14 protein-coding genes and 2 pseudogenes are annotated in these 17579 nt (G+C 73.7%); 4 read left to right on the top strand and 12 right to left on the bottom strand.

Translation table 11 applies throughout. The features are described 5' to 3' along the window. The first annotated feature begins 38 nt into the window (after window positions 1-38). The gene (locus tag KIF24_RS34480) at window positions 39-2174 is read left to right on the top strand and encodes a HelD family protein (protein WP_221084349.1); all 2136 of its coding nucleotides are present in this window, start codon (window positions 39-41) and stop codon (window positions 2172-2174) included. Window positions 2175-2181: 7 nt separating this feature from the next. Here the strand turns inward: KIF24_RS34480 and KIF24_RS13550 are convergent, their stop codons facing one another. The 3 genes from KIF24_RS13550 to KIF24_RS13540 all read right to left on the bottom strand — a co-directional run bounded on the left by KIF24_RS13550 (window position 2182) and on the right by KIF24_RS13540 (window position 4226). Continuing rightward, window positions 2182-2637 carry a hypothetical protein gene (locus KIF24_RS13550; protein ID WP_221084348.1) on the bottom strand — a complete coding sequence of 152 codons (456 nt, stop codon included), beginning with the start codon at window positions 2635-2637 and terminating at the stop codon, window positions 2182-2184. Between the two features lie 8 nt (window positions 2638-2645). Next, complete coding sequence (locus tag KIF24_RS13545) at window positions 2646-3569, bottom strand: ParA family protein (RefSeq protein ID WP_221084347.1); 924 nt, start codon at window positions 3567-3569, stop codon at window positions 2646-2648. A 75-nt stretch (window positions 3570-3644) separates the two neighbouring features. Beyond that, window positions 3645-4226: a TetR/AcrR family transcriptional regulator gene (locus KIF24_RS13540; protein ID WP_221084346.1), complete on the bottom strand. Its 582-nt coding sequence runs from the start codon at window positions 4224-4226 to the stop codon at window positions 3645-3647. 37 nt (window positions 4227-4263) lie between these two features. Between KIF24_RS13540 and KIF24_RS13535 the strand changes: the two genes are divergently transcribed. Both KIF24_RS13535 and KIF24_RS13530 read left to right on the top strand, forming a co-directional pair. Next, a complete protein-coding gene (locus KIF24_RS13535) occupies window positions 4264-5124 on the top strand; it encodes an ABC transporter ATP-binding protein (RefSeq protein ID WP_221087335.1) in 861 nt (286 codons plus the stop codon). Further along, the gene (locus KIF24_RS13530) at window positions 5121-6542 is read left to right on the top strand and encodes a hypothetical protein (RefSeq protein WP_221084345.1); all 1422 of its coding nucleotides are present in this window, start codon (window positions 5121-5123) and stop codon (window positions 6540-6542) included. The genes KIF24_RS13535 and KIF24_RS13530 overlap by 4 nt, the downstream gene beginning before the upstream one ends. A 114-nt stretch (window positions 6543-6656) precedes the next feature. Here the strand turns inward: KIF24_RS13530 and KIF24_RS13525 are convergent. The 9 genes and pseudogenes from KIF24_RS13525 to KIF24_RS13500 form a co-directional block, all read right to left on the bottom strand. Beyond that, window positions 6657-7681 (bottom strand): annotated as a pseudogene (locus KIF24_RS13525) (TIGR02679 domain-containing protein); the annotation flags it as partial. Window positions 7682-7812: 131 nt separating this feature from the next. Next, window positions 7813-8418 (bottom strand): SbcC/MukB-like Walker B domain-containing protein, encoded by a 606-nt coding sequence (locus tag KIF24_RS33935; protein ID WP_269440709.1) that lies wholly within the window; start codon window positions 8416-8418, stop codon window positions 7813-7815. Window positions 8419-9149: 731 nt separating this feature from the next. Then, a complete protein-coding gene (locus KIF24_RS33930; protein WP_269440613.1) occupies window positions 9150-11012 on the bottom strand; it encodes a hypothetical protein in 1863 nt (620 codons plus the stop codon). Further along, on the bottom strand, window positions 11009-11971 hold the full coding sequence (locus KIF24_RS32770) for a hypothetical protein (RefSeq protein ID WP_230415565.1): 963 nt from the start codon (window positions 11969-11971) through the stop codon (window positions 11009-11011). Before KIF24_RS32770 ends, KIF24_RS33930 begins: the two co-directional genes overlap by 4 nt. A gap of 15 nt (window positions 11972-11986) precedes the next feature. After that, window positions 11987-13360: a TIGR02678 family protein gene (locus tag KIF24_RS13515; RefSeq protein WP_221084344.1), complete on the bottom strand. Its 1374-nt coding sequence runs from the start codon at window positions 13358-13360 to the stop codon at window positions 11987-11989. 76 nt (window positions 13361-13436) lie between these two features. After that, complete coding sequence (locus tag KIF24_RS33925; protein ID WP_331461365.1) at window positions 13437-13883, bottom strand: DUF2397 family protein; 447 nt, start codon at window positions 13881-13883, stop codon at window positions 13437-13439. 5 nt (window positions 13884-13888) lie between these two features. Beyond that, a pseudogene (locus KIF24_RS13510) lies at window positions 13889-14944 on the bottom strand (TIGR02677 family protein); the annotation flags it as partial. A gap of 148 nt (window positions 14945-15092) precedes the next feature. Continuing rightward, window positions 15093-16211 carry an erythromycin esterase family protein gene (locus KIF24_RS13505; RefSeq protein ID WP_221084343.1) on the bottom strand — a complete coding sequence of 373 codons (1119 nt, stop codon included), beginning with the start codon at window positions 16209-16211 and terminating at the stop codon, window positions 15093-15095. Between the two features lie 66 nt (window positions 16212-16277). Continuing rightward, on the bottom strand, window positions 16278-16667 hold the full coding sequence (locus KIF24_RS13500; RefSeq protein ID WP_221084342.1) for a MerR family transcriptional regulator: 390 nt from the start codon (window positions 16665-16667) through the stop codon (window positions 16278-16280). Between the two features lie 520 nt (window positions 16668-17187). Here KIF24_RS13500 and KIF24_RS13495 point away from each other — a divergent pair. Then, the gene (locus KIF24_RS13495) at window positions 17188-17376 is read left to right on the top strand and encodes a transposase domain-containing protein (protein WP_221084341.1); all 189 of its coding nucleotides are present in this window, start codon (window positions 17188-17190) and stop codon (window positions 17374-17376) included. The last annotated feature ends 203 nt before the right edge of the window (window positions 17377-17579 follow it).

The raw sequence follows: 17579 nt of genomic DNA, 5'->3' as shown, positions 1-17579 counted from the left end.
GATAGGGTGTGGCGGTTCCGCCGGAGTCAGGAGCGCACGTGGGCAGCAAATCGTCGGAAATCGCCAACGAGCAGACCTTCTTCGACGCGGCGGCCCGGCATCGAGCCCGCCGGCGGGACGGACTGACGGAGGTGAGCGGGGCGGCGGCGCATCACGGCGCCGCCGTGCACCTGAAGCGCTACGCCGAGACGACCGCCGAGACCCTCGGCGGCGACGACGAGGCGGTGGCGTTCGGCCGGATCGACGACGACTCGGGCGACGTGCTCTACATCGGCCGGCACGTCGTGCTCGACGAGCACAGCGAGGTGCAGGTCGCGAACTGGCAGGCCCCGGCCGCCGCACCATACTTCGAGGCGAGCCATGCCGACCCTCGCGGCCTGGTGCGCAAGCGCAGTTTCCAGTGCGCCGGCAACACGGTCCAGGACTTCGCCGACCTGCTCTTCGCCCAGCTCGCGGACGCGATGGACGGGCCCGACCAGCGCCTGCTCGACGACCTGGCCAGGGCGCGTACCGGCGAGCTGCGCGACATCGTGGCGACGATCCAGGCGGCCCAGTTCGAGCTGATCCGGGCGCCGATGGAGCAGGTGCTGGTGATCGAGGGCGGGCCGGGCACCGGCAAGACGGCGGTCGCCCTGCACCGCGTCTCCTGGCTGCTGTTCAACAGCCCCGACCTGGTGCCGACCGACGTGCTGGTGGTCGGACCGAACCCGACCTTCATGCGCTACATCGGCCGGGTGCTGCCCGAGCTGGGCGACGCCGAGGTGTTGCTCCGTGACGTCGCCCGGCTGGCGCCCGACGTGCGCCGCGGCCGGACCGAGCCGGCCGAGGTGACCCGGCTCAAGGGCGAAGCCCGGATGGCCGGCCTGCTCTCCCGCGCGCTGCGCAACCGGGTGGGGGTGCCCGAGCCGGCCGAACGGCTCCTGCTGGGCGGGCGGTTCGTCACCGTGCCCGGGACGGAGCTGGCCGAGGCGACGGCGGTGGCGAACGCGGCCGACCTGCCGTACTCCCAGCAGCGGCGCCTGTTCTGGGACCGGGTGAACCACCTGGTCGGTCAGCGGGCCGGCGTCGACCCGGCCGGGGCGCCCGCGGTGGCGAATCTCGTCGAGCGGCTGTGGCCGCAGCAGTCGGCGGCGGCGTTCCTGCGCGACCTGTTCGGCTCGGCGGCGCGGCTGCGCGCCGCGGCCGGCACGGCGTTCACCGCCGAGGAGGTCGCCCGGTTGCACCGCCAGGGCGCGGACCGGCTCTCCGAGGAGGTCTGGGCCGCGGCGGATCTGCCGCTCCTGGACGAGGTGGAGCGGCTCGTCGACGGCCCGGGGCGGCAGTACGCGCACGTGGTGATCGACGAGGCGCAGGACCTGTCGCCGATGCAGCTGCGGGCCGTCGGCCGCCGCTGCGCGAGCGGCTCGTTCACCCTGATCGGGGATCTCGCCCAGTCGACCGGCCCGTGGGCCCGTGACGACTGGACCGAGGTGACCGATCACCTGCCTGCGGTCCATCCCGTGACGATCGCCCCGCTGCGGTACGGCTACCGGGTGCCCGCGCAGGCGTACCGGCTCGCCGCCCGGGTGCTGCCGGTGGCCGCTGCCGGCGTGACGCCGCCGGAGGTGGTGCGGACGGGTCCGGCCGAGCCCGGGATCCACCGGGTCTCGCTGACCGAGCGGGCCGGGCGGGTGGTCGCCCTGGCCGCCGCGCACGCCGACAACGGCGCCTTCGTCGGGATCGTCTGCCCGGCACGCTGTCGCCGCGAGGTGGAGGCCGCGCTGGCCGACAACGGTGTCGGCTGGAGCAGCACGCAGCGCGGTGAGCTGGGCGGCTCGGTCAACCTGGTGAGTCCGCAGGAGGCGAAGGGGCTGGAGTTCGACGCGGTCGTCGTGGTCGAGCCGGAACAGATCGTGGCCGAGGACGAGCGTGGGCACCGGCTGCTGTACGTGGCGCTGACCCGCACCACGGCCTATCTGGACATCGTCTGCGTCGCGGATCCGCTGCCGATGACCGTGCCACCGCGGCCGGAGCCGCCGGCGGTGGAGCCCGGCGGGCTGTTCACCGACCGGGCGTTGCGCCGGCTCGCCGAGCACCTCGCCGGTCAGGTGCGCGGCGCGGCACCGCGCGCGTCGTGGGACGCGGTCCTCGACGAGGTGCGCCGCGCGCTGGACGCGGCGGAGCGGCCCGGCTGAGCGCGGGTCAGCCGGCCGGCGCCGGCCGGCTGATCGCCGAGGAGTCGAGCCGCCGGCCGACCGTCCACTGCACGATGTCGCGCCGCACGTCCGGCTTGGTCGCCCGACTGGGCACCGCGATGCCGAGTTGCCTGGCGAGCGCCTTCAGCTGCGGCACGGTCAGCCGCAGGTCGTCGAGGTAGCGCCCGGCGGCCGTCCGGTCGTCGATCGCGGCCAGGTCGGCACGGACCCGCTCCGGGTCGACCGACAGCGCCGGCGCGGTCTTCGCCGTTCGACCCGTGGCCCTGGTCCCCACCGGCGCACCCGCCGGCCGGTCGCGGGTCGCCGCGGTCGCGCCCGTCGCCGCGAGCTGCAACCGGGCGGACCCGTCGGCCAGCGCGGCCAACTGGTCCGCCGGAAGCGTCCGCAGGAAGTCCGCCACCCGCAGCAGTACGGCGTGGCTCAGGTCGGCTGGGCTGGTCACGAATGCTCCTAGTTTCGGATCCGGGCGAGGAACTCGCTGGCGAGCTGCTGTAGCTCGTACTGGACTGTGGGGTTCGCGTGGGGCAGCAGGACGGCCGGAATCCCGTGCTCGCCGGCGGGAGCGAAGAGGGTCTTGTTGTCCCGGATCATCTGCCGGAACACCGGCAGTTCGACGCTGCTGGGCTGTTCGATGAAGTTGCGCTGGGCGAGGATCGGCCCGGAGCCGGCGTACTGGATCATGGTGAGTACGACACCGAGAATCGTGGGGTTGATCTTCGCGACGGCGCCGCCCGCCACCCGGTTGTAGTCGCGTACCAGTTCGGAGAGCTTCTTGCGGAGATAGTCGATGCCGAGCGTGGAGAGGTAGTCCGCCTTCGCCGGAATCAGGATGTGATCGCTGGCGACGATACCGGTGCGGGTGACCATGGTGAAGTTGGGCGCGCAGTCGATCAGGACGGCGTCGTACCCGGGAAAGGACGTGTCGTCGAGCGCGTCGGCCAGCGCCCGGTGCAGCGGCAGGTAGCGCGGGCTGCCGTGCTGGAACCGGGAGCCGCCCAGGTCGGCGGCGAAGTCGAGGTCGGCGTCGATCAGCATGAGGTGCGACGGGACCAGGTCCAGCCGGCCCGGGCCGGCGCGGGCGATCACCTCGTTGACCACCGGCGGGGTCACCACGTACGGATCGAGCGGGCGGGAGCCGCCGGAGCCCAGCACCGCACCGAACCACTGGAGGATGGTGCGCTCGTCGGCGAGGTCCCGCTCCCACTGGTGCGGCTGGTAGAAGGAGAAGGTCAGGCTCGCCTGCGGGTCCAGGTCGATCAGGAGCACGGTGAGGCCGCGCGTGGCCAACTCGGCCCCGATGTTCGCCGTCAACGTCGTCTTGCCCACGCCGCCCTTGTAGTTGATGACAGAGACCACGCTCCCGGGCTGACGCATGGCCAGCAGCATGCCACGTGCGTCAGCGGGATTCACCGGGGGTGCGCGCGCCCGCTGACCCGACGGTCGCGGTGCTCAGTCGAGGACGCGCAGCCCGTCCTCCAGCAGCGCGAGGGCACGGCCGATCTGTTCGCGCAGCCCCGATGGTGCGTCACCGCGCTCGATGGCACCCAGGACCGTACCGACCAACGCGCCGACCACGGCACCGGCCACCGCGCGGGACTGCGCGTCGTCCAACCGGTCGGGGTAGGCGCGGCGCAGCCATTCGCCGATCAGCCGCTGCGCGGCGACCAGCCGTCGCAGCGCCTGCGCCTGCAACTCGGGTCTGGCGAACATGATGGCCAGCCGGCCCGGGTCGGACAGGTCGTCCGAGGCCGCCAGCACCTGCTCGACGAGGCGATGCACCGCCGCCAGCGGGGTCTCGGCCCGCACCGTGTCGAACGCCGCCGCGATCGCCGCCAGTCGCTGGTCGGTGCCGGCGAAGAGTACGTCCTCCTTGGCCCGGAAGTAGGAGAAGAAGGTACGTGTCGAGACGCCCGCCGCGGCGGCGATGTCCGCGACCGTGGTCTTGTCGTACCCCGTCGCCGCGAACAGCCGCGCCGCCGCGTCGACCAGGGCCGCCCGGGTCTGCTGCTTCTTCTGCTCCCGCAACCCCATGGCGCTACTTTACACGCTGATGTAACTTTGCATCGTGATGCAAAATGAGGTCGTCCGGGTCGAAGGGCTCCGGGTCCGCTACCCCGCCGCCGCGCGTGACGCGGTGGCCGGCATCGACTTCGCGGTGACCACCGGCGAGGTGTTCGGCCTGCTCGGGCCCAACGGCGCCGGCAAGTCCACCACCCAGCGGGTGCTCACCGGCCAACACCACCGGTACACCGGCGACGTCGAGGTGCTCGGCCGACCCGTCGCCGGTCGCGGACGGGCGCTGTACGAGCGCATCGGCGTGGGGTTCGAGCTGCCGGCGTACTTCCCCAAGCTCACCGCCCGGGAAAACCTGGCCGCCTTCGCCGCGCTCTACCGCCGGCCCGCCGACCGGCCGGCGCAGGCGCTGGCCACCGTCGGCCTCGCCCACGCCGCCGACCAGCGGGTCGCGACCTTCTCCAAGGGCATGAAGATGCGGCTGAACCTGGCCCGCGCGATCCTGCACCGGCCGGACGTGCTGTTCCTCGACGAACCCACCTCCGGGCTGGACCCGGCCAACGCCGCCGACGTCCGGGCGGTGATCCGCGCGCAGGCGGACGCCGGTCGGACGGTCCTGCTCACCACCCACGACATGCCGGCCGTCGAGGAGTTGTGCAGCCGGGTCGCGTTCATGCGCGACGGCGCCATCGTGGCCACCGACACCCCGCGCAACCTCCGGCTCGCCCACGGCCACCGCTCGGTGGCGGTCGAGTTCACCGAGGCCGGACAGCTGCGGCAGGCCGAGTTCCCGGCCACCGACGACCCGGCCCTGCTGGCCCTGCTCGCCACCGGCCGGGTGCGGACCGTACACACCCGCGAGGCCGCGCTCGCCGACGTCTTCATCGCCGTCACCGGCCACCGGCCCGCACCGTGACCCGGCGACTGAACGCCCTGCTCGCACTCGAACTGCGCACCCAGTCGCGGCAGCGCGTCCCGGCGGCGCTACTCGGGCTCGCCGCCTGCTGGTCCGGGCTGCTCGTGCTGCTGCCGACGCCGGCCGCCCAGATCGCCACGCCGTACCTGATCTTCCTGGAGATCACCACGGTCGGCACGCTGTTCGCCGGCGCGCTGACCGTCACCGACCGGTCCACCGGCGTCGCCGACGCGCTCGGCGTCAGCCCGGCACACCCGTGGGAACGGGTCACGGCACGGCTGGCACCGCTCGCCGTGCTCACCACGCTCAGCGCGCTACCGGTGCTGCTCGCCGGGCGGAGGACCGGCCAACTCGGCACGGCCCTGCCCGTGATCGCGCTGTGCGGCCTGCTCCTGCTCGCCGTCGCCGCCGGCCTCGCCGCCCGGCGGGACGGGTTCGTGGCCTTCATGGTGGCGTTGCCCGGCCCGCTGGCGCTGCTGCTCGCGGTGCCGCTCGCGGTCTCCGTCGGGCTGCTGACCGGACCGCTGTGGTACGCCACGCCCACCACCGGCGCCCTCATGCTGCTGCGCGGCGACTCCCCCTACCCGGCCGGCCTGCTGCTCGGATATCTGGCGCTGTGCACGGCGGGAGCCGTCGGCTACGCCACCTGGCGTCAACGCGCCAGCCAGGAGGTGCCACCTCACCGGGCCGTGGTGCACACGCGGGCGCTGCCCAGCCGACCGCGCTGGCTGGTGTTCCCCCGCGCGGACCTGCGCAACCTCACCCGCGACTCGATGCTGGCCGTGGTGGCGCTGAGCCCGCTGCTGCTCGCGCTCGCCCTGCGCCTGGGCTACCCGCCGCTGGCCGAATGGCTTCGGCACACCCACGGCGTGGACCCGGCGCCCCACGAAGCGGTCCTGGCGATGCTCATCGTCGCGGTGCACGTACCGGTCGCGTTCGGCATGACCGGCGCGCTGATCGTGCTGGACGACCTCGAAGCGGGCACGCTCGCCGTCGTACGGACCTCACCGCTCGGCGTCGCCCGCTACCTCACGTACCGGCTGGTGGCTGTCACGCTGCTCAGCGCCGCCGGCCTCGCCGTCGCCGCGCCACTGTCCGGTCTTGTCCCCGCCGCCGCGACCGGCGCGCTCCTGCTCGCCGTACCGCTCGGGCCGCTGGTCACCCTCGCGACCCTCGCGGTCGCCCGCAGCCGGGTACAGGGCGTCACCGCCGACAAGCTCCTGGCGCTACCCGCGTACCTGCCGATCGCGGCATGGTGGCTCACCGGACCGGCCGGCTGGCTACTCGCGCCCCTGCCCACGTACTGGATCGTGCGATCCTGGCCCGCCACCGACACGGCCCACCTGCTCGCCGGCCTGGCCTGCGCCACCGCCTGGCTGATCCCGCTCAGCCGCCGGGTGATCCGCAGACTCGGGTAGGCCCCCGATCCTGGAAGTCATGCCGGGCCGACGATCCGTCGCGCCCGCGTCGCGCAGGTCGTCGAGCAGGAGACCGATCAGGCGTTCCTCCATCACGGCCCGGCCGGCCCGATGCATGGCGTCGGCGAGCGCAGGGTCCCAACCGGTGGCGGTGGGAACACCGACCAGCGCGGGACCGGAACCGGCCGCCGGGGTGTACTCGGCGGCGCTCATCCGCCACGGCACCGCCGTCGGGTAGCGGTCGAGGGCGGCGGCGGTCAGCCGGACGCCCGTCCAGTCCAGGTCGTTGCGCCACCTGATCACGGTGCCGCCGGCCGCGCGCAGCAGGGTGTGCACCGCCGCCGAGGGCACGCCCTCGGTGCAGACCAGCGGTGGCGACTGCGCGCCGAGCGCGGTGGTGGCGGCCCGGAGCACGGCCGGGTTCTCGCAGACGAAAAGCTCGTCGGCGGTCACCGCCAGCGGAAAGCGACGCAGCTGGTGCAGGGTGATCCGGATCGGCTCGCCGACGGCGGCGGCCTCGGTCAGCCACCGGCCGAGCGGGCCGCCGTCGGCCGTGATGTTGAGGACCAGCACCTGGCTGGCGAAGTCGTCGGGGACGAGTCCGACGGATTCCCACAGCGCGCGCTCGGGCTCGCCGCCGGTCGGCACCGGCACCAGCTGCCAGGCGGCGAGGGCCCGGAGCACCAGGCCGCGCACGGGCCCTCGCTGAGCGCCTTGGTGTCGTCGAGCACCCGGTCGGCGAAGACCGGGATCGGCTCGTCCGGCGCCGGCAGGGCGTCCAGCACCCGCAGCACGTCCCCGAACGGCAGCCCGGCCCGGACGACCCGGGTGAGGGTGCCGTCGCGGCGCATCCCGTCGAGCCATTCGGCGTACCAGCCGGCGGTGGCGTGCCGGCCGTCGGCGGCCAGGTCGAGCAGCGCGTCCCGGGCCACCGCGTCCCGCTTCGCCTCGGCGGCACGGTTACGCAGCGGTGCCGCCGAGGCCAGCAGCTCCCGCAGCCCCACCCCGTGGACCGCCCGGAGCTGCTCGTCCACATCGGTCAGCCGCACACTCAGCCGGGCCGCACCGGCCGACCGGTGGGCACCGGTGATCCCGATGACGACGACCCGCTCGTCGTCGGTGGGTGACTGGAGCGTCACGGCGCCGTCGAGCCGCCCCCCGCCGCGTTCGAGGCTGCGCCGCGCCGCCGCCAACAGCCGCCGCCAGCCCGGATGCTCCGACAGCCGCCGCCGGTCCGGCGGCGGGGGCAGCGGCTGGGACGGCTCGGTGGTCACTGGTCGGCGACGTCGAGGAGAAGGGAGGCGGCGACGCCGGTACGGGCGGCGGCCGGTGCGCGGCGGGTCTCCGGTGAGCCCAGCGCGCGGGCCAGCGTCCCGTCGAAGTCGGCGACGTTCACCGATCCGTCCCAGACCAGCAGCAGACTGGACACGGCGTGCTCGGTCGCCGAGTGGGACAGGTCGTAGTGGGCCGCCCCGCTGACGGCCGGGTGGGTGGCCCACAGGTCGTACCCGGTCATGAACAGGTCCAGGTCGAACTGTTTGGCCAGCGCCATCAGCTCGCCCCGGCCGGTGTCGTCGACGCCGGCGAACGCCTCGTCCAGGCCCAACAGCCGAGGCGCGTCCGGGCGGGCCGAGCCGAACAGCGCGTTCGCGGCGGCGAAGAGCGGCAGGTGCAGCGACACGGACTGCTCGCCGCCGGAGAGCTGGCTGTGGCGGGACCGGGTCAGCGCCTCGGTGCCGCCGCCCGCCCGGTGCAGGGTGAACGCGAAGGTCCGCCACTGCCGGTAGTCGAGCACCTCGGCGAGCAGATCCCGGTACGGCCGCTCGGGGTACAGCGCCCGGGCCGCCTTGATCCGGGCGGCGAAGTGCCGACGCATGGTGGTCAGCGGCGCCGGACCCAGCCGGGCCGGGTCCTTCTCCAGCAGTTTGCACACTTCCCGCTGCTGGTCGTCGAGGTCGTCGGCGAGCCGCCAGCCGACGCCGACGGTGAGTCCACTGGACATCCGTCGGGCCCGCATCTGGGTGTCCATCGCGGCCACCAGGTCGCGGGCCTCGATGGTGCGGTGGTGGATCTGCCGGGCCAGCTGGCCGAGCAGCGCGTCCTCCAGGACCCGTTGCTCGGCGTCGGTGAGCAGCTGTTCCTGGTCCCGCCGCTCGGCGGCGATCCGGTCGGCGAAGTGCGCGACCGGAGTGAGCCCCTGTTCGTCGGCGACCCGGACGAGGATCACCCCGTCGTCGGTGTCCCATTCCGGACGCTGGTCGAGCCCGGCCGCCGGCAACTGCGCCTGCAACTCGGTCAGGGCGGTGGTGAGCCGGGTGGCGCTCTGCTTGAGCGACGTCTCGGTGGGACTCAGCTCCCGGGTCGCCGTGAGGATCGCCTCGTGCAGGCCGACCACCTCCGGCGCCAGCTCGGCGCCGGGCGCGTCGTCGGTCACCCGGGTCGGCCACCGCAGCTCCGTCGGGCAGCGAAGCAACCCCAGCAGGTCGGGTCGGGCGTACGGCCGCAGCCGCAGCGCGTCCTGGTGCGCCTCGGTGACCGCCGCGGCGACCGCCTGCTCACTCAACTCGACCCGGGTCACCGCGGCGGCCCGGCGCTGCTGGGCGGCGCTCAGTTCGGTCCGGACGCGGTCCACGGCGGCTTCGGCCCGTTCGATCTCGTCGGCGGTCCGGGCCACGTCGGCCAGCACCCGCTCCGCCTCGGCACCGATGCTGACCCGCAGGGTCTGGTATGCCTCGGCCTTCTCCCGGTGCCGGTCGGCGGCGACGCGGGCCGCCTGCTCGGCCGCCAGCAACCGGTCGGCGGCCTCGTCGTGGCGTTGCTGCGCCTGTTCCTCCTGCTCGTCGGCGCGCGCCACGGCCGGGTGGGCGCTGTCGAGGCGCAGCCCGCGTCGTTCGAACCGGTCCACCGCGTCGGCGGTGGCCTCCAGCCGGCCCAGGGCAGGGACCGCTCCGCCGTGGCCCGGCGCAGCGCGGCCTCCGCGGTGGCGCGTTCGGCCAGCGCCTGGTCCAGTCGCGCGTTGGCCACCGCCGCCGCCTCCTGCCGGCCGCGCAGCATGGTGGCCGCCCGTTCCAGGTTCCGCAGTGCGGTGTGGATCCCGACGGGGGACGGCAGCTGCCCGGCGGCGGTGGCCACGGCGGTGAGCAGGCGGTCGATCGTCGCCCGCTCCCCGTCGAGCGTCCGCAGCTCGGCGTCGAGCGCGGCGAGCTGCCGGTCGCATTCGGCCACCCGGGCGGCGCGACGGGCCGCGCGGGCGGTGGCGCCGATGAACTCGCAACGGTCCTTGGCGAACCGTCCCGCGGTGACGCCCTGGGCGTACCGGCCGTCGGCGCCGATCGTCACGGCGGCGATGCTCTCCGGGCCCACCACGCTCGCCGGGCCCAGCACGTCGGCCAACGCCACCGAGGCGAGCACGTCGCCGATCCGTTGCGCGGGCACCGCGTCCTGATCCTCGGCGACCAGCACGTCGGCGAGGGTGGCGCCGGCCGGTCGGCGCTGCGCGGGCAGGGGCAGCAGGTAGCCGTCCAGGTCGTCGCCGGCCACCGCGGCGGCGGCGGCGTCCGCGTCCGGGTGCACCCACGCGTCCAACAGTCCGGCGGCGTGCAGCGCCGCCTCGATGGCGGCGGCGTCGGAGGCGGGCACCGACGCGCGGTACTGGACCAACCGCCACAGGGGCGCACCCGCCCGGTCGGCACGCGGCGCGGCCCGGGTCACCGGGGCCGGCGGAGCGTCATCCTGCTCGGCGCCGATCCGGTCCCGTTCGGCGGCCAGTTCGGCCCGGCGACCGGTCAACACCGTCCGCTGGGCGCCCAGTCCGGCCAGCCGATCCCGGTGCCGGTCGACCGCCGGGGCGGTCGTGTCCGCGTACAGCTCCCGCAGGGTCGCCGCGCCGGGTTCGCCGACGGCATCGACGGCACCGGCGAGCACGGCCGGAAGGTCCGGCCGGTCGAGGTCGGGCAGCAGGTCGTGGTGCTGCCGCGCCCACCGGTCGAGGTCGGCGCGCACCTGCGCCCGCGCGTCGGCGACCGCCTGCTCCGAGTGCTGCTCGGCCTGCTCGGCGGCGGCCACCGCGTCCGCCGCGGCGGCGGCCTCGGCGGCCGACCGGATCTGGTCACGCTCAGCCTGGGCCTGCCGGGCCGCCTGCTCCCGCACGGCGCGCACGTCGTCGCGCCGGGCACCGGCGCGGGCGGTGAGCCGGATGGCCAACCCCTCGGCCGTGTTCTCCCCGGCGGACCACGGGATGCCGGCCGCCTCGGCGTCGAGCAGCAGCTCGGCGGCGAGCCGGTCCGCCGCCGACCGGGCGTCCCGGGTCGCCGTCACCGCCCGCTCCCACTCGCCGCGCCGCCGGATGGTGGCCGCCTGCTCGTCGGCGACCGAACGGCTCGCCCGCTCGGCCGCCTCCACCAGGTCGTGCACGTGCCGTTCCAGGTCGGCGAGCTGCTCGTGGGACTGGTACGCCGCCGAGCTCTTCAACCGGTCCAGGTGTGACCGCAGCCGGCCCGGCTCCCCCTCGACGCCTCGCAGGGCAGCGCCGGCCGTCGCCTCCGCCTCGCCGGCCGTCGCGGCCTCCGCACGCCCTCGGCCAGCGCCCGGGACCGGCCGGCGATCGCGTCGCGGCGGGCGGTCAACTGGTCGGCCGCGGCCCGCGCGTGGGTCCGCAGGTAGGTGGAGTAGACGGTGAGGAAGGCGGCGGTGGCACCGTCCGCCGCGGCCAACCCTTCGAGGGTACGGGCGACCGCCTCCATGTCGTCGAACGAGCGGGCGGCCTCGACGAGCAGGTGGTCCTCGATGGGGCGCAGCCCGCGTTGCAGGGTGCGGGACAGCTCGACCGGGTTGAGATCCTTGGCCAGCTGCGGCTTGCGCAGTGTCAGCACCAGGTCGAGCAGTTGCTCGTAGCGCGCCGGGCCGAGACCGAACAGCCGGGTGTCGACCAGGTGGCGGTACTCCTCCGGCGAGTCCCGCACCGCGTCCGCGCCGAGCAGGTTGATCAGATCCCGCCGGGTCAGCGGCCGGTCGTCGGCGTCGAGCAGCGCGAAGTCGACCCCGACCCGACCGTCGGTGACGAAGTGCCAGCGGGTCACCCGGTCGACGTGCCGGTGGGCGCGCAACCCGATCCCGACCGTCACGTACGTCTCGCCGTTGCCGAACTCCATCCACACGTACGAGTGGGCCACCTCCTGCCCCCGGTAGAGCAGGTTCGACTTCATCGTCCGGTCCTCGCTGGCGAACGGGTTGAGCCGACGCGGCTCGATCCGCCCGTCCAACACGTACGGGAAGAGCACCTCCAGGGCCTTCGTCTTGCCGGAACCGTTCGGCCCGCGCAGCACCAGCCACCCGTCGACGAAGAGGAACTCCTCGTCGCGGTAGTCCCACAGGTTGATGATTCCCGCCCGGGTGGGCGTGAAGCGGCGGACGGCGCGTTGTTCGATCACGGCGGATTCCCGGGGTCAGAAGAGGGGCTCGGGCTCGGCGGCGGCGCGTTGCCTGACCGCCGCGATGGTGTTGCGGTAGCGACCGACCAGCGGCCGGACCAGCACGCCGCCCGGTACCCGGATGACCGCGCCGAACCGTTCCAGCAGCGCGATCGCCTCGCTGCCCAGCCGTTGCGGGTCGGCGTGCCACTGGGCACCGAACGCCGACCCGTAGCGTCGCAGGATCTCCGCCACCGCGTCGCGCAGGAAGCTGTCGGTCACCAGCGGCAGCCGACTCTCGTCGGGCACCCCCGGCGTCCCCTCCGGCTCGCCGGGAGCGTGCGGCCCGACCTCGTCTTCGAGCTGGACGAACGTGTCGGTGGGCAGGCCGGCGTCGACCTGCCCGACGAGCATCCGCTGCCGGGCGGTCTCGTCGGGTGCGGCCAGCCGCCGGACGCGGCGACCGTCCGGGTCGAGGGCCCGGTCGGCCAGCTCGACGGCGAGCAGCACGGCCGCCTGCGCCACCGACCCGGTGCCGGGGAACCGCTCCACGGTGAAGCCGGCGGTGTCCACCAGCAGCACGCCCTCGGCCCGCCGTTCCAACCGCAAGCCGGTCAGCCGGGCCAGGTCGGCGGCGAGGGCGGTACCCCGCAGATGGTTGGCGACCGTGGGGTCGACGTCGCCGAGGTAGACCACCGGGGACTCCACCACCGTCCGGCGGGCCACCTGCGCGGTCCGCCGGCGCTCGGCGTTGCCGCTGCTGGCCAACGACCGGTCCAGCAGCCCCTCCACCGAGCCGACGTGTTGCAGCACCCGGGCCGGGCGGAACAACGCGACGATCACGTCGCGTGCCACGTCGTACAGCGCCTCGCCGGCTCCCGGGTCGGTGGCCCAGGCCGAACTGGAACCGTCGGCCAGCCGCAGCGCGCCCCGCTCCTCGAGCCAGCCGACGGCGTCGACGAACGCCCGCCGGTCGGTACCGTGGTCCGGATCGAGGCCGAGGCCGCTGATCCGGGTCGCGTCGGCGGCCACCGAGTCCGCCAGCTCGCTGAGGGTGATCTGGACACCGGCCCGGCCCAGCACCGCGAGACAGAGCGCGAGGTACGCGTACCGCCGTCGGTCGAACTGCCGGCCGGTCCGCGACCGGGCCGGCTGGGTGGGGTCCAGGCGGTCCTTCGCCCGGACCAGCCGAGCCGTGCCGCCGTGCAGTTCCAGCCGGTACCCGAACGCCTCGGAGAGGTCCCGGCGCAGCGTCGAGGCGAACCGCCGCACCCGGGGCAGCGCCCGCTCGTCCGGCCAGGTCGAGGTGATCAGGGGATGCCGCAGCACCAGGCGGACGGCCCGCTGGTAGTCGGCGAGTTCCAACTCGGTGAGGTCAGCGGCGAACCGATGCCGAACCGGATCGCTCATGCCGGCACTCCGCTGCGCTCCGTGCCAGCACGAGGCACCACCGCACTGAGCCGACGATTCACTCGCTGACGCTCACTCATGCCGTGACCAGTTCCCGGCGGTGCACGGCGGTGTGGCCGGCGGCGGCCACGCTCAGCGCGTACCCGTCGAGAAGGAGCCGGCCCGCGGCGGTGCGTACGGTGGTGAAACGGCCCGGCGTCGGAGTGAGGGTGAGCCGGACGCCGTGCCCGGCGGCGGCGAGCGGCACCGCCCGGGCCGCGCCGACCCGCGCGGCGAGGGCGATGTCGAGCAGCCGCAGCAACACGGTGGTCTGCTCCGCGTCCAGCCGATGCCCGTCGAGGTCCTCCGTCGCCAGGACGGCGGCGGCGTCGGCGAGTCGGCGCTCGCGGGCCAGCTGGTCGGCGCGCAGCCGGTGCCGGCGGTCGTCGCTACGGTCGATCCGGGCCGGCCGGCCCGCCCCTGGCCGGGTTCCCGGCCGGTCGCGACCAGGGTGCGCGACAGCTCCACCGCCGGTGACTCCCACCACGACAGCCGGGTCGGGATCGCCTCCGGATCGGCGTGGGTCACCGCGACGTGCCGGGGAGCGCCCAGGCCGAACACGGCGTCGAAGAGCGCGTCGGCGGCGTCCTGCGACGGAACCCGGGTGAACCAGGCGGCGAGATGGCGCAGTTGCGACTCGCGACTCACCCCGCCACGGCGGGCCTCGGTGACCCGCCGCAGCAGCGCCAACACGTCGCCGATGGCGGCGATGGTGGCGTCGGCGAGCCGGTCGGCCTCGCTGGTCTCCTCGGCGCCCGGCGGCGCCAGCCACGACCGCAGCCCATGCCACCGGCGCCGCCAGTCCTCCAGACGCTGCTTCGGGGTGTGGAAGATCCGCTCGTCCGCCTCGGCCGCCGCCTCGACCAGGCGCTCCAGGCCGGTCGCCTCCACGTCGTGCACCGCCGCCCGCAGCCGCGGCGTGTAGCGCTGCAACTCGTCGTGGAAGTCCCGCAGATGGGCCAGCAGGGCATCCTTGTGGGCGAGGAACGCCTCCGGGCGTACGTCGTTGGTGCGGCTCAGGTCACCGAGCATGTGGTAGAAGCGGGCCGCCCGCTCGGCGATGTCGGCCAGCGCCCGGTCGAGGCGGTCGAGTTTCCGGTAGACCTCCTCGGCGTCGCCGGCCTCGTTGGCCGCGGCGAGCGCGGCCAGGTCGGCGAGCAGGTCAGCGAAGACCAGGCGGGAGAGCGTGCTGTCGTCCATCGTCGCGGTCAGGACCGCCTCCACCGCCCGGTGGGCCCGGTAGCCGGCCTCGGTGAACTGGTAGACCGAATGGCGGTTGCGGTACTCGGCGAGGGTGCTCGCCCGGGTGCCGTCCTGGCCCCGGTCGAGGACCCCCCACTCGACCAGGGCGTCGAGCAGCCGAGGCAGCTCCAGCTCGGCCGGGTCCGGGCAGTCCGGGTCCGCCTCGTGCAGCGCGCCCAGCGTCGCGGCCACCTCGGCGGTGTGCAGCATGACGTGATAGGTGGAGCGCGCCGCCTCGAAGGCGCGCAACAGCCAGCGGTACGCGAACCGGTTCTCCGCCGTGACATAACCGAACAACCGCATCCGGTCGTCGAGCCCGAATTCGTCCAGCCCGAAGGTGGGCCTCGACGGCTGCTCGGTCATCTCGTCCCTCCGGCGGCGGTCTCGTCCCGCAGCACCCTACCGAGACCCTCCGCCGCCGGCCCGCTGCACCCGCCAGGTGTGTCGCTTTTCAGTCCGGCAACGGGTGAATCGCGGTGACCCTGGGGATGAAGGCGATCGCGTCGAAGCTGCCGGCCAGGCCGGGCAGTTCGTAGTAGTGCTCCTCGTCATGGTCCGCCTGGTAGAGACCGGAGATCAGTCGGGTCCGCCACGGCTGTGCGAGCCGGTCGGCGAGGTCGGCGGGGACATCGGAGCGCAGGTCGATGATCCGTTCACCACCGCCCTGGAGCAGCAGCGCCTCCAGCGATGTCGGGCTGGGGCGCGGGATGTCGGTGTCGGGGATCCGGCCGTCGCCGAAGGTGATGTGGACGGCCGCGTACCCGTCGGCCATGGCCGCCCTGAGATGCGCCCCCATCATGGTGCTGCCGTGAGCCGCGACGTGGGCGGCGCCTTCCCACAGCACGACGCGGTCACCGGTGCGCCGCTGATGATCCAGAAGCCGCTCGGCTGCGGCGCGCTCCTCCCGTTCCGGGTCGTATCCGGCACCGATGGCGTTCGCGTGGAAGTCGACGATCATCTCGATCAGCCGCACCGCCTCGTCGCGGGCCGGACCGGCGTCCAGCTGGGCGGCCAGGTCACGGGCGTCCCGGGCGAGTTCGACGAACGGCACGCCCGGGTGGGCGCCGCGTAGCCGTTGGACGTGCTCACCGTTGTCGTGGGCGGTGCGGATGATGCCGAAGATCTCGCCGATCCGCGCCGTCGTCGCCGGCTCCGCCGGGGCGAGCAGCGCCACGACGCGGTCGTAGTCGGCGGGCAACGTACGTCGCCCGTCGACGGCGACGATGCGGACCGGATCGTCGCGGTGGCGCTCGTTGAGCCGGCGCAACCGGGCGAGCGCGTCGCGCATCTCGACCGTCCGCCACGGACCCCACGCCTGGGCGAGCGCCCGGTCGAGGTCGACGTCCTCGCCCCGGACATACCGGTCGTAGAGGTGGCCGACCCGCTCGTTCTCCAGCAACGCGACGGCCCGGAAACCGTGCTCGATCAGCGCGTGCGTGGTCTCCTCGACCAGGCGGAAGGTCTCGGTCGCCGCTCGGGTGCTGGTGCCCAGGCCGACGATCGTGGCCGTCTCGACGAGGGCGGCGAGCGTCTGGGCGGACGACGGGACCTCGGTTCGGGAATCGTTCATCCCCCGACGATCAGCGTTGAACATATGTCGAAGTCAAGTGCGCGACGACAGTCGCTCACGGACGGATCATCGTGCGGGGTCGTCCCGCCCGATCTCGCACAACTTGGCTCCCGACTCCATCGCCGCGAGTTGCGCCTTGAGCTTGCGTACCCGCTCCTCGACCTCGGCCACCAGCCGACCGGCGACACCCGCCCACTCCTCGGGCGTCGGGTCGGCCGACAGGTCGGCAAAGAGTGCGGCGATCTCGCGCACACTCAGGCCCGCCCGCTGGGCGAGTTTGGCCACCTGGATCCGGCACGCGGCGGATTCGTCGAAGCGACGTTGGTTGCCCGAAGTGCGTACCGCCGTGATGACCCCGTGGTTCTCGTAGAACCGCACGGCGGAGGGCGCGACGCCGCCGTCAACGGCGACCTCACTCACACTGAACGTCCGGGTGGACCGTCCGAGAGCTGTCATGACCGCAGGATAGGCACCCCGAGGGCTTGACTTCAACATATGTTGAACCTGCACCGTCTCGGACATGACCACGGTCAAGAGTCAGACCGCCCGCGCGCTGGAACACCTCCGCACGGCACTTCGGAGTCCCGCCGAGTGGCTCGGGACCCGTACTCACCACCTTGTCAACATTGCCCAGCCGGCCGGGTCACCGCCCCGTCGGAAATCTGGCGTGGCCCAGACCTGGCCCAAACCGGTCAATGTGAAACGCGATCATTGCCTCGGTGCTGGCAGGCCGCGTCGGTGGCTAGAGCACCGAAATTTCCGGCGCTCCTCGGCGGTTAACGGCGGCCGTCCTGACTCGCGAACCTGTGCCGTGGCTGGATTTGAAGGCACTCGCGCAGGCATGACTACCCGTACCCGAACGGGTCGCTCGCCACGCGCAAGTCGATGCCCTCCTCGACACACGCCGGCCGCAACGGTCAACGGCCGTGGCCCCAATGGCGCTTCCTTAGGTCCATGGTGGGCTATGATCTTCCCTGTGGCTGGTGTGACTCGTATCGTCAAGGCAGCGCGGGATCGGTTACCGGATCGGGTGGCGATCGGGGTGTTGACCAAGACGTTCCCGCCGGAGTTGGTGGACGCGGTGGTTGATCAGGCGCAGGCGCGGGAGCAGCGGAAACGGTCGTTGCCGGCCCGGCTGACCATGTACTTCGCCCTGGCGATGTGATCCCTTAAAGAAGCGCCATTGGGCCGTGGCCCTCACCCTCACGCACCCAGTATCGGGCGGCAATTCCGACCCGTGGATCTTTCCAGGTTGTCGTGATCCGACACAGCAGCCGCCATTGCTTCCACCCGGAAAAGATCATGGTTGGAGATCGGGGGGAGGGCGACGTAGAGCGCCCGTCTGGTTCGTGCCTAGTATTGAGTACC

The organism is Micromonospora tarapacensis (assembly GCF_019697375.1).
GTDB classification, from domain to species: Bacteria; Actinomycetota; Actinomycetes; order Mycobacteriales; family Micromonosporaceae; genus Micromonospora; species Micromonospora tarapacensis.
This window is presented reverse-complemented; position numbering and strand designations above follow the sequence as displayed.